We start from the raw sequence: 15,188 nt of genomic DNA, 5'->3' as shown, positions 1-15,188 counted from the left end.
GCGGCCCCAGGGAGGATGACCATGTCTCAACGTCTTAACCGGCGCGTGCGCCTGCTGTCGGGCGCTGCTGTCGGCGCCGCCGCCTTCGTCGCCGTCGGGGCGGCGCAGGCTCAAACCGCGACCACCGCCGCTCAGGCTGACCAAGCGCCGACCGAAGTCGGCGAAATCGTCGTCACCGGCATCCGCCGCTCGATCGAGGCCTCGATCTCGGCCAAGGCCAACAACACCTCGATCGTCGAAGTCATTTCGGCCGAGGACATCGGCAAGCTGCCGGACGTCTCGATCGCCGAATCCCTGGCGCGTCTGCCCGGCGTGACGATGCAGCGCCTTGACGGCCGCAGCCAGCAGATCTCCATCCGCGGCCTGGGCCCGGATTTCACCACCGCCCTGCTGAACGGCCGCGAACTGGTCACCACCGGCGACAACCGCGGCGTCGAATTCGACCAGTTCCCGTCGGAACTGCTGGGCAGCGTCGTCGTCTACAAGACCCCGGATGCGGCCCTGCTGGGTCAGGGTCTGGCGGGCTCGGTCGATCTGCGCACCGTGCAGCCCCTGGCCTACGGCCGTCAGGCAATCGCCCTGAACTATCGGCATGAGTGGAACGACATCGGCGCCCTGAACTCGGGCACGACCGACAGCGGCGACCGCTACACCGTCTCCTACATCGACCAGTTCATGGACGGCACCCTGGGCGTCGCCCTGGGCTACGCCCATATGAGCTCGCCCTATCAGTCCGAGCGGTTCAACGCCTGGGGCTATCCCACCTATTCCGACGGCAATCTGCTGACCGGCGGCGTCAAGCCCTACGTCATGTCCTCGGAGCTGGAGCGCGACGGCTATATGGGCGTGCTGGAATGGCGCCCGAACGACCGCATCCATTCGACGATCGACGCCTTCTATTCCGAGTTCAAGAACACCCAGGTCCTGCGCGGCATCGAATTTCCGCTGGCCTGGGGCGGCTCTTCGGGCGACTGCACCGTCAACGTCGCCTCGCCCGTCTGCCGTCCGGCGCCGTCGCTGCGCCCCGGCTACACCGTGGAAGACGGCCTGATCGTCGCCGGCACCTGGGACAACATCAAGGGCGTGGTCCGTAACGACCTGAACAAGCGCGACAGCAACATCACCGCCCTGGGCTGGAATACCGAATTCGTCGCCAATGACGATTGGACCCTGGGTCTGGACCTCAGCTATTCGAAGGTCGAGCGTGACGACATCATCCTGGAGACCAACGCCGGGACGGGCCGCAACATCAACGGCGCCCTGGACACCCTGGGCTTCGAACTGACCGACGACGGGGTGACCCGGTTCAACAGCCGGCTCGACTACGCCGACGCCAGCCTGATCCGCATCACCTCGGCCCAGGGCTGGGGCTCGGACGTCATTCCGGGCGGACAGGTCGGCTATATGAACACGCCCTCGATCGAGGACGAGCTGAAGGCGGCCCGCATCACCGCCAAGCGGACTCTGCACCAGAGCCCGTTCAGCTCCATCGACTTCGGCCTGAACTATACCGAGCGCAACAAGAGCTTCGTCAACGACCAGTACTATATCGGCGTCCCCGGCGGCGGCGATCTGTTCGTGCCGTCGGAATATCTGCTGGCCCCGACCGACCTGGGCTATCTCGGCATTTCGCAGGTGCTGAGCTATGACGCCCTGGGCGTGGTCAACAGCGGCCTGCTGGATCGGGTTCGCAATCCCAACGCCGACGTCGCCGCCGGCAACTGGGAAGTGACCGAAAAGGTCTCGACCGCCTACATCCGCGCCAACATCGACCACGAACTGTTCGGCATGCCCCTGACCGGCAATGTCGGCATGCAGTTCGTCTATACGGATCAGAGCTCCAGCGGCTTCTCGGCCCGTCAGGTCGGCCCCGGCGTGGCTGAAACGGTCGCCGTCAACGGCGGTGCGGAATATCTGGAGATCCTGCCAAGCTCCAACTTCATCCTGGAGGTCGGCGACGACCTGTTCGCCCGCTTTGCGATCTCGCGCACCCTGGCGCGTCCGCGGATGGACGACATGCGCGCCTCGCGGAACTACAGCTACAACACCAGCCTGGCCCAATCGACGGACATCAACCGTTCGCCGTGGGGCGGCGGCGGCGGCAATCCGGAACTGCGGCCCTATATCGCCGACGTCGCGGACCTGTCGTTCGAGAAGTATTTCGCCAACCGCCGAGGCTATGTCTCGCTGGCCGGCTTCTACAAACACCTCGAAAGCTACGTCTATAACCGCAACCAGATCTTCGACTTCAGCGGCTATCCGATCGGCGTGATCTCGCCGACCAACCCCGAACCGGCTCTGCGCCAAGGTCTGGTCGGTGCGCCGGACAACGGCGACGGCGGCTGGATCAAGGGTCTGGAGTTCTCGGTGTCGGCTCCGTTCGACCTGTTCCACCCCGCGCTCGAGGGCTTCGGGGGCGTCTTCAGCGCCTCGGCGACCGACAGCGAGGTCCAGCCCGACCCGACCCAGGCCCCGACCACCCTGCCGGGCCTGTCGGAGACGGTGGTCAACGGCACCCTCTATTATGAGCGTTACGGCTTCCAGGCGCGGGTCTCGGGTCGCTACCGGTCGGACTTCCTGGGCGAGGTCGCCGGCTTCGGCAACGGCCGCACCCTGCGGTCGGTCGCGGCGGAAACCGTGGTCGACGCCCAGATCGGCTATGAGTTCCAATCCGGTCCGCTGGAAGGCCTGTCGATCCTGGCCCAGGTCAACAACCTGACCGACGAGCCGTTCAAGACCTTCGAAAACGGCGATGAGCGCCGGACCATCGACTATCAGAGCTACGGCCGGACCTTCGCGGTGGGCATGAACTACCGCTTCTGATTTCTCCCCTGAGCAAACTGTGGCCGCCTCGGAAACGAGGCGGCCTTTTTCTTCTGTGGGCCCACTGCGCGCCAAAGTTTGGTTACAGGCGCCCTTTTTCCGCTGGACGGCGCGTCCGCTATGGCCGAACCAAGGCGACCAGAACCGCGCGGGCACAGCGCGGCGTCTTCGTATCATCCGTAAGGGGGAATATTCATGTCCGCACCAGAGGCCGCAAGACGTCAGGGCACAGGCCTGGCCTTCGCCTATGTCACCACGCTCTTCTTCGCCTGGGGCTTCGCCACCTCGCTGATCGATCCGCTGATCGCGGCGGTGAAGCGGGTGTTCGATCTGAACAACGCCGAGGCCTTTCTGACGACCTTCGCCTGGTTCATCGCCTATGGGCTGATGTCCCTGCCGGCGGCGGCGGTGCTGGGCCGGCTGGGCTACAGCCGTTCGATCATCGGCGCCCTGGTCGTCATGGTGGCGGGCTGTCTGATCGTGCCGGCCGCGACGGCCGCCGACTGGTATCCGGGCGTGCTGATCGCCCTGTTCGTCATCGCCTCGGGCGTCACCCTGCTTCAGGTCGCGGCCAATCCGCTGGTGGCTGAACTGGGCGCGCCCAAGGGCGCCTCCAGCCGTCTGAATCTGTCCCAGGCCTTCAACTCCCTGGGCACCACGGTCGGTCCGTGGCTGGGCTCGCACGTCCTGCTGACGGGCGGGGTCTTCGCCGCCGGCGCCGTGGTCACGGCCGCCACCCGCACCCAGTCGCTGCGCAGCATCGACATGGCCTTCCTGGGCATGGGCGCCTTCTTCGCCGTGGTGGCCTTCTTCATCTTCACCGCCCGCAAGAAGATCAATGCGGCGGCGCCGGCCTCGACCGAGGCGGTCTCCCCGCTGAAGGCTCTGTCTTCGCCCTGGGCCATCTTCGGCGCCCTGGCCATCTTCCTCTACGTCGGTTCTGAAGTGGCCATCGGCGGCATGCTGACCAACTTCCTGGAAAGCCCCGAAATCCTGAACGCCCCCATCGAGACGGCGGGCAAGATGGTCGCCCTCTACTGGGGCGGCGCCATGGTCGGCCGCTTCATCGGCTCGGCCGTCCTGACCCAGGTCCGGCCGGGAATCGTCCTGGCGGTCTGCACCGTGACGGCGGCGGTCCTCTGCTTCGTCGTCAGCCGGATCGGCGGACCGACGGCGGCCTATGCGGCCCTGTCGATCGGCCTGTTCAACTCGATCATGTTCCCGACCATCTTCACCCTGACCCTGGAGCGGTCCACCGCCCCCACCTCGGCCACCTCGGGCCTGTTGGTCTTCGGCATCATCGGCGGCGCCCTGCTGCCCCAGGTGGCGGCGCGCATCGCCGACGCCGCCGGCGCGCTTCAGCCGGCCTTCGTCGTGCCGATGCTGGGCTATGTCGGCCTGACGATCTTCGCCGTGGCCTGCATCCGCACCAAGGCCAAGACCGAGGTGACGACCACCGTCTCGCACTGAGGCCGGTCTTCAGACACGACAAAGGGCGCGGAGAGCCATCTCCGCGCCCTTTTCAATTCCGCGCGGACGGTCAGCCGTCGATCAGGCCCTGAAGGATCGGGGCCAGGCGGTCGCGCATCTTTTCGCAGTCGGCCTGGTCGATGTTGAAACTGCCGCCGCCCAGTTCGCGGCTGACCGACATCCCCATGATGAAACCGGCCAAGAGGCGGGCGCGGACCCGGGCGTCTGGTCCGCTGATCCATTCCTCAAGCGGGCCGAAGAAGCGGGCCGTGCAGGTGTTCTGAACCATTTCAGCGGCCTTGTTCGAGCCGATGGAGCGCAGCATGATCGCCATGCCCTTCAGCTTTTCAGCCTTCTTGGGCTCGAAGACGATCTCGTGGGCGACGCGCCGGCCGAACTCGGATTTGTCGCCCGACATCAGGGTGCTGCCGTCGCTGCAGCTGTCCAGGGCCGCCAGGAACAGATCGTCCTTGGAGCCGAAATAGCGGCTGATCAGGGCCGCATCGACGCCGACGTCGCGGGCGATGTCGCGCATGCCCACATCGTCATAGCTCTCGGCCGCGAAACGGTCGCGTGCTGCTTCGAGGATGGCCGTGCGGGTGGCGGCGGCGTTCCTCGGGCGGGGGCCGGGACATAACAAGGGGGCGACACTCCAGAATGAATAACCGTAGCCTCCATATGGCTTTGTCAACGCCTGTTGACAAGCGTCACGACGCCACCCATTAAGTCACCATGCGTTGACAAGGCCGGCTCCCCACCGGTCCTCATCCGCACGACAGGGATTTACCTCCGACAGGGAGATTGCGCAGATGCGCGGGCTGAAGATTGCGGCCGTGTCCGTCATGGTGACGGGCGCGCTTTATGGATGTTCCCCCAAGGCCGAGGGCCAGGCGCCCGGCGGCGCCCCGCCGGTGACGGTGGCCACGCCTCTGCAGCAGAAGGTGGTGGACTGGGACGAGTTCACGGGACGCTTCGAAGCGATCGAGAGCGTGGATGTCCGCGCCCGCGTCGGCGGCTATATCCAGGCGGTCCATTTCCGCGACGGCCAGATGGTCCAGAAGGGCCAGCTGCTCTTCACCCTGGACCCGCGCCCCGCCCAGGCCGCCCTGGCCCAGGCCCAGGCCCAGGTCGCCCAGATGCAGTCGCAGCTGACCCTGGCCCGCGCCAATCTGGCGCGCAGCGAGACCCTGCTGGCCTCCCAGGCCGTTTCCCGGGCCGAATATGACGCCAACAAGGCGGCGGTCGATGCGGCCCAGGCCAATCTCGCGGCGGCCAACGCCGCCGTTCGCACCGCCCAGCTGAACCTGGAATACACCCGCGTCACGGCGCCGACCGCGGGCCGGGTCTCGGATCGTCGCGTCGATCCGGGCAATCTGGTCGCCGGCGGCTCCTCGGCGGGCGACGTCCTGACCACCATCGTCTCGGGCGGTCCGATCCACTTCGTCTTCGACGGTTCGGAAGCGGTGCTGTTGAAATATATGCGAGACGGCGGCGCCAGCCAGGGCTCCCCGGTTCGCATCCGCCTGCAGGACGAGAGCGGCTTCACCCGCACCGGCCGGCTGGACTTTTCGGACAACGCCCTGGACACCTCGTCCGGCGTGATCCGCATGCGCGCCATTGTGCCGAACGCCGACGGCTTCCTGCGGCCCGGCCTGTTCGGCCGCGCCCAGGTCGCCGGCGCCGGCTCCTATGACGCCCTGCTGGTGCCCGACACCGCCGTCGGCACCGATCAGGCGCGCCGCGTCGTCTCGGTCGTCAACGCCGACGGGTCGGTCACGACCAAGCCCGTCGAACTGGGTCCGATCGTCCAAGGTTTGCGCGTGATCAAGTCGGGTCTGGCCCCGACCGACCGCGTCATCATCGCCGGCCTGCAACGCGCCGCCCAGCCGGGCTCCAAGGTCACGCCCAAGACCGGCAAGATCCAACCCGTCGCCCAACAGGCGCCGGACGCCCCGGTCACCCAGGCGGCCCCGGCCTCCACCGCCTCGTTCGCCACCAGCCTTTCGACCGGCGACTAAGCCATGAACATATCCCGCTTCTTCATCGACCGGCCGATCTTCGCGGCCGTGATCGCGGTGGTGATCACCATTGTCGGCGTCTTCGCCTATCCGCTGCTGCCCCTGTCGCAGTATCCGGAGATCGCGCCGCCGACGATCACCATCAACGCCGCCTATCCCGGCGCCTCGGCCGAAACCTTGGCCGAGACCGTCGCCGCCCCCATCGAGCAGGAGGTGAACGGCGTCGAGGACATGCTCTACATCACCTCCTCGTCCACCTCGGACGGGGCGGTGGCGATCACCGTCACCTTCCAGCCGGGCACCGATCTGGACGCCGCCCAGGTGCTCGTCCAGAACCGCGTGGCCCTGGCCGAACCGCGTCTGCCCGAGGCGGTCCGCCAAACCGGCGTGGTCGTCAACAAGGCCGAGAGCGGCTTCCTGATGATCCTGGGGCTGACCTCGCCCGACGGCTCGCTGAACAACGACTATGTCGGCAACTACGCCAACTCGACCCTGCGGGACCGCCTGCTGCGGATCGAAGGCGTGGGCGCGGTCCAGGTCTTCGGCGGCGGCAACTATTCGATGCGGGTCTGGATCGACCCGGCCAAGGCGGCCGAGCGCGGCCTGACCGGGCCGGACATCGTCGCCGCCCTGCGGGCCCAGAACGTCCAGGCCGCCGCCGGCTCCATCGGCCAGCCGCCCTTCCCGAACAGCGCCTCGGCCTTCCAACTGCCGGTCCAGGTCCAAGGCCGTCTGACCGATCCCGACCAGTTCTCCAACGTCGTTCTGAAGACCGACAGCGAGGGCCGTGTCACCTATCTGCGCGACGTGGCGCGGATCGAACTGGGGGCCCAGGACTACGGCATTCGCGGCTTCTTTGACGGCCAGCGCGGCGTCGGCCTGGCCATCGTGCAGCAGCCGGGCGCTAATGCGCTCGGCACCGCCGATCGGGTCCTGGCCGAGGTCGAGGCCGTCAAGGCCGAACTGCCGGCCGGGATGCAGGTCTCGGTGCCCTACAACCCCACCGAATTTGTCGCCGCCTCGGTTGAGTCGGTTCAGCACACCCTGATCGAGGCCGTGGTCCTGGTCGTGATCGTCGTCATGGTCTTCCTTCAGACCTGGCGCGCGGCCATCATTCCGATCGTGGCCATCCCGGTCGCCCTGGTCGGCACCTTCGCAGTGCAGCTGGCGCTCGGCTATTCGATCAACTCCCTGTCCCTGTTCGCTCTGGTTCTGGCGGTCGGCATCGTCGTCGATGACGCCATCGTCGTGGTCGAGAATGTGGAGCGGGCGATCAGCGAGGGTCTGTCGCCCAAGGAAGCCGCCTATCGATCGATGCAGGAGGTCTCGGGCGCCCTGATCGCCATCGGCCTGGTGCTGGTGTCGGTGTTCGTGCCGACCATGTTCGTGCCGGGCATTCCGGGCATCTTCTACCGCCAGTTCGCCGTGGTCATCGCCTCGGCCTCGGTCATCTCCCTGTTCGTCTCCCTGACCCTGTCGCCGGCCATGGCCGCCCTGTTGCTGAAGCCGCACGACAAGGACCACGGCCCGGTGCGCAAGCCCGGCGTCCTGGGGACCGCCGTCTATTACGTCGGCTGGGGCGGACGGAAGTTCAACGAGGGCTTCGACTGGCTGTCGGACCGCTATGGTCGTCTGACGGCGCGTCTGGTGCGCACGGTCGGCATCGTGCTGATCCTGTACGCCGGTCTGTTGGGCCTGACCGCCTGGCGTCTGGTCGACACCCCCTCGGGCTTCATTCCCGAACAGGATCAGGGCTTCCTGATCGGCGTGATTCAGCTGCCGGCCGGCGCCTCCCTGGACCGGACGGAGGCGGTGATGACCCGCGCCCGTCAGATCATCGAGGGCACCGACGGGGTCAACGGCACCGTGGCCTTCGCGGGCCTGGACGGCGCCAGCTTCTCGTTCGGATCGAACGCCGCCACCATCTTCGTGCGCCTCGATCCCTTCGAAGAACGCTCCAAGGAAGAGGCCGCCGCCGCCCTGGCCGGGGCCATCACCCAGGCCACGGGTCAGATCGAGGACGCGCAGATCTTCGTCATCGCCCCGCCGGCGGTCCAGGGTCTGGGCAACGGCAACGGCTTCAAGATGATGATCCAGGACACCTCGGGCGCCGGCTATCGCGCGCTGGAGGGGGCGACCTTCGCCATGATGGGCGCCGCCGCCCAGGCCCCGGATCAGGTCAGCCAGGTCTTCTCGACCTACAACACCGGCTCGCCCCGCATCTCGGCCGACGTCGATCGCGACAAGGCCCTGATGATGGGCGTCCAGCCCAGCGCCGTCTTCGATACCCTCGGCGTCTATCTGGGCTCGTCCTACGTCAACGACTTCAACCTTCTGGGCCGCACCTATCGGGTGACCGCCCAGGCCGAGCCCCAGTACCGCGACGACATCGCCGACATCGCCAACCTGAAGACCCGCTCCTCCAGTGGGGCCATGGTGCCGATCGGGTCGGTGGCCAATCTGGTCAATGACTCCGGCCCGTCGCGCGTGGTCCGCTACAACCTGTTCCCGGCGTCCGAGCTGCAGGGCAACCCGGCCATGGGGGTCTCCTCCGGCCAGGCCCTGCAGGTCATGGAGCAGATGGCGACCAGCACCCTGCCGCAAGGCTTCACCTACGAGTGGACCGAGCTGGCCTACCAGCAGAAGGCGGCCGGTTCGGGCGCGACCATGATCTTCCTGATGGCCGTGGTCTTCGTCTTCCTGGTGCTGGCGGCCCAGTATGAAGCCTTCACGCTTCCGCTGGCGGTCATCCTGATCGTGCCCATGTGTCTGCTGGCCGCCATCATCGGTGTGAACCTGCGGGGGCTGGACAACAACATCCTGGTCCAGATCGGCCTGGTGGTTCTGATCGCGCTGGCGGCCAAGAACGCCATCCTGATCGTGGAGTTCGCCAAACAGGCCGAAGAAGAGCAGGGCATGAACCGGTTCGACGCGGCCGTGGCCGCGGCCCGGACCCGTCTGCGCCCGATCCTGATGACCTCCTTCGCCTTCATCCTCGGCGTCGTGCCGCTGATGCTGGCGAGCGGGCCCGGCGCCGAAATGCGCCAGTCGCTCGGCACGGCGGTCTTCTCCGGCATGCTGGGGGTGACCTTCTTCGGCCTGATCTTCACCCCGGTCTTCTATGTCGTCACCCGCTGGCTGTCGTCCAAACTGCCGCAGGGCAAGACGCCGACGCCCACCGGCGCCGAGACCGTCCGTTACGATCAAACTTCCAGCCTGACCGATCCTAATGCGCCGGCTCCGGCCACGGGTCGGGGAGGGGACATCTGATGACCCGCACCAAGACCCTCAGCTTCCTGACCGCCGCAGCCGCCGGCGCCCTGCTCGCCGCCTGCGCGGTCGGGCCCAAGGCGCCCGAGGCGGCTCTGCCGACCTCGGGGACCGGCGGCTTCGTCGGCGCGGCCAATCCGGCCGTGACCGCCGCGGCCCCGGCCCGCGACGACTGGTGGCGGCTGTACGACGATCCGACCCTGGACGGCCTGATCCGTCAGGCCTTCGCCGAGAACAACGAGCTGGAGGCGGCCTTCGCCAATCTGCGCGCGGTTCGAGCGTCCCTGTCCGAAGCCCGCGTCGGCCGCTTCCCCAGCACAACGACCAGCGCTCAGGCCCAGCGCAGCCGCGCCTCGGCCGCCACCGTCACCGGCCTGCCCGCCGGCGAGGACGCCCCCGAGATCGACACCTATGACGTCGGTCTGGCGGCCAGCTACGAGGTCGATCTGTTCGGACGGGTGGAATCCACCATCCGCGCCGCCCGCGCCGACGCCCGCGCGGCCGAGGCGGCTCTTGCCACGGTCCAGGTCTCGGTCGCGGCCGAGACGGCCCGCGCCTATGCCGACGTCTGCTCGGCCAACGCCCAGATCGCGGTGGCCGAACGGACGCTGGAGCTTCAGCGCAACACCGCCAACCTGACCCAAACCCTGCTCGACGGCGGGGCGGGCACCGGTCTGGACGTGGCCAGCGCCCGCGCGGCCCTGGCCCAGACGGCGGCGACCCTGCCGACCCTGCGGGCGTCGCGGAACGAGGCCCTGTTCCGCCTGGCTACCCTGACCGGCCGCACCCCGGCCGAGGCCGACCAGGCCGCCGCGGCTTGCGTCCGGCCGCCGCAACTCAGCCGGCCGATCCCGGTCGGCGACGGCGCGGCTCTCTTGGCGCGTCGTCCCGACGTGCGTCAGGCCGAGGCCAATCTGGCCGCCGCCGCCGCCCGCGTGAACGTGGCGACCGCCAACCTCTATCCGCAGATCAGCCTGGGCGGCTCCTTCGGCTCGACGGCGCTGGAGTCGAGCGAACTGGGCGACGACCAGAACTATCGCTTCAGCTTCGGTCCGCTGATCAGCTGGTCCTTCCCCAACGTCTTCGCCGCCCGCGCCCAGATCCAGGCCGCCGGCGCCCGCTCGGACGCCGCCCTGGCGACCTTCGACCAGACGGTTCTGACGGCCCTGCAGGAGACCGAGACGGCGCTCAGCAACTACGCCAACGAACTGGACCGCCGCGCTGCCCTGACCGAGGCGCGGGACCAGGCCGCCCGCGCCGCCACCCTGTCGCGTCAGCGTTTCAACGCCGGCGCCGACAGCTTCCTGGTGGTGCTGGACGCCGAACGCACCCAGGCCGCCGCCGACGCCGCCCTGGCCCAGTCCGACGCCCTGGTCACCACCTACCAGATCGCCCTGTTCCGCGCCCTCGCCGGCGGCTGGCAGGCCGAGAGCTGACGAGAGAAAATCCTCCGTCCCTTGGGGGGAGTGAAGGCAGGCCGCCGGCGGTCCTTCGGGCCGCCGGCGTTCGTGCGTCGAGAGTCACAATCGTCCACAAGGACGTCGGCGTGTCGTGTTCCTAATTTGTTCTCCTCGTGCTTAAACCGACTGCGGCGGTCGGCGGCGTGACGGAGGATGAGATGAACGACGGAATCCTGGCCGATATGATGGCCGAGCTGGATGCGGAGCTGGCGCGGGCCGAGGCGTCCTTGCCGCAGCATCCCGAACACACCCGCCAGACCGAGGTGATGCGCGCCCTGGCCCTGGGTCTGGGCAATTTCGAACGGATGCGGGCGCACGACGTGCATCTGCTGGCGGCGCGCCTGTCGTCCGGCCGGTCATGAGAGAAATCAAACCGGAGTGATCAGGCCGGGACGATCAGGGCTGTCGCTTGAAGGTGTCGCCCACTTCGGCCGCATCAGGCCCGTCGGGCCCGGCGCTGCGCCGCTCTTGGTCGCCCACCTTCTTCACGTCTGCCTCTGGCGTCAGGGCGTCCGGCTTGCCCAACGGCTCAGCGCCGTTCTTCTTGCGGCCCTCGGTCTGAATGTCATCCATGATGGTCTCCCTTGCTGATGAGGGAGCGCGGGGCGCGCAGGCGGGTTCCGTCAGCGACCGGTATCCACCCTGGCCACCACCGACATGCCGGGCGACAGGCGCTCCAGGGCCGGTTGACCGGAATCCAGCCGGATGCGGATGGGGATGCGCTGGGCGACCTTGGTGAAGTTGCCGGTGGCGTTGTCGGGGCGGATGACGCTGAACTCGCTGCCGGCGGCGGGGGCGATGCGTTCGACGCGGCCGCGCAGGCTCTGACCGCCCAGAGCGTCGACAGTGATCTCGACCGGCTGGCCGATGCGGATGTCGCGCATCTGGGTCTCCTTCATATTGGCCGTGACCCAGACCACGTCGGGGACCAGACCCATCAGCTGGGTTCCGGCGGTGACGTATTGGCCCTGGCGCACGCCGATCTCGCCCAGGCGGCCGGAGCGGGGGGCGATGATGCGGGTGTTGGCCAGGTCGATCTGGGCCAGGCGGACGGCGGCGCGGGCGTTCTCGACGGCGGCGGCCAGGCTGTCGCGGTTCACCACGGCCGAGGTGACGCCGGTCTGGGCCACGCCCTCGGCGGCCTGGGCCTGGGCCAGCTGGGCCTGAGCGCTGCGCAGGGCGGCGACGGCGATGTCCACATTGGATTGCGACACCCAGCCGCCGGCCTTCAGGGTGCGGGCGCGGTCGGCATCGGCCTGGGCCTTGGTCAGGGCGGCCTGGGCGGCGGCGATCGAGGCGCGTTGCTGGGCCACGGTTCCGCGCGCGGACGCCTGGCTTTGGGTCGAGTTGGACAGGGCCGCCTCTGCGGAGTGCAGGGCGGCCTCGGCCTGTTCCAGCTTCTGGCGGTAGATACGGTCGTCGACCTGGGCCAGAAGCTGGCCCTGCTGGACCCTCTGGAAGTCCTGGACCGGCACGGCCGTCACATAGCCGCTGACCTGGGGGCTGATGATCGTCACCTGGCCGCGCACATAGGCGTTGTCGGTGCGCTGGACATGGCCGGTGAAGGGCGGCAGCCGCCAGGCGTAGAGGACCAGGCCGACGGTGAAGACGGCGACGATGGCCGCCACCACGGCCCAGAGGACGCGCTTGCGGGGTTCCGGCGCGGCAGGGGCGGCAGAGGCGGGCGGAGCGGAGGGAGCGGGGGCTGTGTCGGTCATCGGATGGGGGGCTTTCGGAGATCAGTCGGCGGCGGCGACAGCTGCGGCGTCGGGCGTGGGCGTGTTTCGGGCCTCCCGTTTCGCCTGACGGCGCGCCTTGAGGCGGGGGCGCAGGTGGACCGCCGTCACCCAGGCGCAGCCCAGGCCGGCGACCACCGCAATGATCAGGAAGACGTCGTTATAGGCCAGGACATTGGCCTGCTGCGTCACCTGGCGGGTCAGCAGGGCTGCGCCTTCGGCGTTCAGCAGGGCGGGGTCGGTGATCGTGGACGCATAGGCGCCGGACAGCTGGCGCAGGCGCAGAACCACCTGGGGGTCCAGGCTGGTGATGTCGGCGGCCAGCTGGTTCGAATGGAACTTCTCGCGCACCACCTGGATCGTGCCGATCAGGGCCGAGCCGGCCAGGCCGCCCAGGTTCTGAAGCACGCTGAACATGACGATGAAGCTGATGATGTTGCGCGTCCCCTGTTGCAGCACCTTGCCGACGCCGATCAGCAGGGCGGGGCCGACGAAAAGGGCCGAGGCGAAGGCGATCAGGGCCTGGCTGATATAGAGCTGGGCCGGCCGGGTCAGGACGGTGGCGTGGCTGTCGATGAAGGCGCCGACGGCGATCAGGCCGAGCGCGATGGCGATGGGCAGGTTCAGCCGCGTCATGTCCAGGGTCAGGGCGGCGACCGCCGTGCCGGCGATCATGGCCAACAGGATCACCAGGAACAGGCCGTGCAGCTGATCCGGCCCCAGACCCACCACGGTCAGAAAACCCACGGCGCCCGAGGTCTGTTCCGACAGGGTGATGCGGATCAAGAGGATGGCGCCGAACAGGCGCAGGATGTCGGGGCCGGTCAGCCAGCGCACATTGATCAGCGGATTTCTGCGGTTGTATTCGATCATCAGGGCGGCGGTCAGCAGCAGGATCGCCCCCGCCAAAGCCCAGCCGATCCAGGCGGCCTCGGTCCACCAGACGATTCTGCCTAGGCCCAGGACGGCGGCCAGCAGGGCCACGCCGGGCGCGAACAGGGCGAAGGTGACGAAGTCCAGCGGCTCAAACAGTTTCAGTCGTTCTGACGGGGGAAGACGCAGCACCTGCACCGCCGCCCAGGCCAGAAGCGCCATGCCCAGTTCGAAGGTGTAGAAGGCGCGCCAGTCGTTCAGCTCCAGCAGGCTGGGCATGATCAGGCGGGCGATGGGTACGGCGAAGCTGGATAGGCCGATGCCGATCACCAGGCCCTTCAACCGGTGCTGGGCCGGAAAGGCCTGGATCATATAGAGGAAGCCCAGGCTGCTGAGCCCCGCCGCCGCCATGCCGGCAACGGCCCGGACGAACAGGGTCGATTCATAGTTGTCGACGGCCAGGTGGGCGGCGCAGGTGACGACGAAGGCGGTCAGGCAGATCTGGGTGAAGAGGCGCAGGCCATACTGCTGGCGGAACTTGAACAGGATCAGGTTCATACAGGCGTTGGTCATGACGAAGACGACCGGCAGCCAGGCCGCCTCGCTCGGGGTGATCCCCAACGACCCCTGAAGATTGGAGAGGTTGGCGGTGACGGCCGCATTGCCCAGACTGCCGACCAGGGCCACCAGGACGCCGGTCAGGGCGTATTGAAGCCTCAGCCAGGCCGTGTGGTCGGGCGTGGCGGGCGAGCCGGGCAGGGTCGGGCGCTCGTGGGGTTTCAGAGTCGCCAGATACTGGTCCCACGGCAGATGCCAGTTGTGATCGGCGCGACGAGCCATCAGGAGGCCTCGGCCCGGGGGCGCAGGCCGTCCATGAGGAGGGCGCGGGTGCGCTGGGACACAGCCTGACGCTCGGCTTCATCGGCGCCCTGGAAGCCGGCGCCCAGCAGGGTGGCGATCAGGCGAATGTCCATCGGCCGCAGATCCTTTCGCACCAGACCGGCCGCCTGGGCGCGTTGCAGAGGGGCGGCGCCCGCCTCCATCAAGCTTTGCCGCAGGGGCGTAAGCGCGTCGGGCGACCGAACGTTCCGCACCAGGCCCGCCAGGCCGGCGTTGCGGATCATGTCCTCGGCCAACCGGTCCAGGAACCAGAAGAAGGTCTCCGGCGCCTCGCCCTGTTCGGCGGTGCGGCGGCCCAGGTCGGCGACGTCGGCCTCGAGCACCGCCAGGGCCAGTTCGGTGCGGTCGGCGAAATGACGATACAGGGTGCCCCGGCCGACCCCGGCTTTTTCCGCGATCAGGTCCAGCGGGGCGTCCAGGCCGTGGTCGGCGAAGACCGCGCGCGCGGCGTCCAGCAGGGCGGCGCGGTTGTGGATGACGTCCTTGCGGAGGGTTTTGGGGGCGGGGCGCGACATGGTGACGCGCTTAAATGGACACGGGTGTCCGTTTTGCAAGGGGGAGATGTTCGAACATCCCTCTTCCAGCGGGAGAGGGCTTGAGCGCCTGAGAGCGTAGCGATCAGTCTTGCGCCACCCGAA

Annotated in this window: 11 protein-coding genes; 6 read left to right on the top strand and 5 right to left on the bottom strand. The window is 68.1% G+C overall.

The features are described 5' to 3' along the window. Positions 1-21 precede the first annotated feature (21 nt). Positions 22-2,823 (top strand): TonB-dependent receptor, encoded by a 2,802-nt coding sequence (locus AC1RKE_RS11210; RefSeq protein ID WP_492897060.1) that lies wholly within the window; start codon positions 22-24, stop codon positions 2,821-2,823. 195 nt (positions 2,824-3,018) lie between these two features. Further along, on the top strand, positions 3,019-4,293 hold the full coding sequence (locus AC1RKE_RS11205; RefSeq protein ID WP_201464141.1) for a sugar MFS transporter: 1,275 nt from the start codon (positions 3,019-3,021) through the stop codon (positions 4,291-4,293). 70 nt (positions 4,294-4,363) lie between these two features. Here AC1RKE_RS11205 and AC1RKE_RS11200 read toward each other — a convergent pair whose 3' ends face one another. After that, entirely contained in the window at positions 4,364-4,933 is a 570-nt protein-coding gene (locus tag AC1RKE_RS11200) for a TetR/AcrR family transcriptional regulator (RefSeq protein ID WP_182714328.1), read from the bottom strand. Positions 4,934-5,102: 169 nt separating this feature from the next. Here AC1RKE_RS11200 and AC1RKE_RS11195 point away from each other — a divergent pair, with 169 nt between their 5' ends. The 4 genes from AC1RKE_RS11195 (at position 5,103) to AC1RKE_RS11180 (ending at position 11,403) form a co-directional block, all read left to right on the top strand. Next, positions 5,103-6,311: an efflux RND transporter periplasmic adaptor subunit gene (locus AC1RKE_RS11195; protein ID WP_348684131.1), complete on the top strand. Its 1,209-nt coding sequence runs from the start codon at positions 5,103-5,105 to the stop codon at positions 6,309-6,311. Between the two features lie 3 nt (positions 6,312-6,314). Beyond that, positions 6,315-9,581, top strand: a complete 3,267-nt coding sequence (locus AC1RKE_RS11190; protein ID WP_054764936.1) for an efflux RND transporter permease subunit — start codon at positions 6,315-6,317, stop codon at positions 9,579-9,581. Beyond that, complete coding sequence (locus AC1RKE_RS11185; RefSeq protein ID WP_152949657.1) at positions 9,581-11,017, top strand: efflux transporter outer membrane subunit; 1,437 nt, start codon at positions 9,581-9,583, stop codon at positions 11,015-11,017. Before AC1RKE_RS11190 ends, AC1RKE_RS11185 begins: the two co-directional genes overlap by 1 nt. A 182-nt stretch (positions 11,018-11,199) precedes the next feature. Continuing rightward, the gene (locus AC1RKE_RS11180) at positions 11,200-11,403 is read left to right on the top strand and encodes a hypothetical protein (protein ID WP_054764938.1); all 204 of its coding nucleotides are present in this window, start codon (positions 11,200-11,202) and stop codon (positions 11,401-11,403) included. Positions 11,404-11,437: 34 nt separating this feature from the next. Here the strand turns inward: AC1RKE_RS11180 and AC1RKE_RS11175 are convergent, their stop codons facing one another. From AC1RKE_RS11175 to AC1RKE_RS11160, 4 genes are read right to left on the bottom strand one after another with little or no spacing between them, the layout of a single operon-like run. Continuing rightward, on the bottom strand, positions 11,438-11,614 hold the full coding sequence (locus AC1RKE_RS11175; protein WP_182714330.1) for a hypothetical protein: 177 nt from the start codon (positions 11,612-11,614) through the stop codon (positions 11,438-11,440). 50 nt (positions 11,615-11,664) lie between these two features. Next, a complete protein-coding gene (locus AC1RKE_RS11170) occupies positions 11,665-12,759 on the bottom strand; it encodes an HlyD family secretion protein (protein WP_348684128.1) in 1,095 nt (364 codons plus the stop codon). A gap of 21 nt (positions 12,760-12,780) precedes the next feature. After that, positions 12,781-14,490: an MFS transporter gene (locus AC1RKE_RS11165; protein ID WP_492897055.1), complete on the bottom strand. Its 1,710-nt coding sequence runs from the start codon at positions 14,488-14,490 to the stop codon at positions 12,781-12,783. Further along, complete coding sequence (locus AC1RKE_RS11160; protein ID WP_228186025.1) at positions 14,490-15,065, bottom strand: TetR family transcriptional regulator; 576 nt, start codon at positions 15,063-15,065, stop codon at positions 14,490-14,492. Before AC1RKE_RS11160 ends, AC1RKE_RS11165 begins: the two co-directional genes overlap by 1 nt. Between the last annotated feature and the right edge of the window lie 123 nt (positions 15,066-15,188).

This window comes from Brevundimonas sp. GW822-FHT03E11, assembly GCF_058801445.1.
The sequence above is the reverse complement of the archived record's forward strand: the minus strand, read 5'-3'. Positions and strand labels throughout refer to the sequence as shown.

Excerpts from the sequence above, each read along its gene's own strand:
- AC1RKE_RS11210 (WP_492897060.1), top strand. The coding sequence starts at position 22 with ATGTCTCAACGTCTTAACCGGCGCGTGCGCCTGCTGTCGGGCGCTGCT.
- AC1RKE_RS11205 (WP_201464141.1), top strand. The coding sequence starts at position 3,019 with ATGTCCGCACCAGAGGCCGCAAGACGTCAGGGCACAGGCCTGGCCTTC.
- AC1RKE_RS11195 (WP_348684131.1), top strand. The coding sequence starts at position 5,103 with ATGCGCGGGCTGAAGATTGCGGCCGTGTCCGTCATGGTGACGGGCGCG.
- AC1RKE_RS11190 (WP_054764936.1), top strand. The coding sequence starts at position 6,315 with ATGAACATATCCCGCTTCTTCATCGACCGGCCGATCTTCGCGGCCGTG.
- AC1RKE_RS11185 (WP_152949657.1), top strand. The coding sequence starts at position 9,581 with ATGACCCGCACCAAGACCCTCAGCTTCCTGACCGCCGCAGCCGCCGGC.
- AC1RKE_RS11180 (WP_054764938.1), top strand. The coding sequence starts at position 11,200 with ATGAACGACGGAATCCTGGCCGATATGATGGCCGAGCTGGATGCGGAG.
- AC1RKE_RS11175 (WP_182714330.1), bottom strand. The coding sequence starts at position 11,614 with ATGGATGACATTCAGACCGAGGGCCGCAAGAAGAACGGCGCTGAGCCG.
- AC1RKE_RS11170 (WP_348684128.1), bottom strand. The coding sequence starts at position 12,759 with ATGACCGACACAGCCCCCGCTCCCTCCGCTCCGCCCGCCTCTGCCGCC.
- AC1RKE_RS11165 (WP_492897055.1), bottom strand. The coding sequence starts at position 14,490 with ATGGCTCGTCGCGCCGATCACAACTGGCATCTGCCGTGGGACCAGTAT.
- AC1RKE_RS11160 (WP_228186025.1), bottom strand. The coding sequence starts at position 15,065 with ATGTCGCGCCCCGCCCCCAAAACCCTCCGCAAGGACGTCATCCACAAC.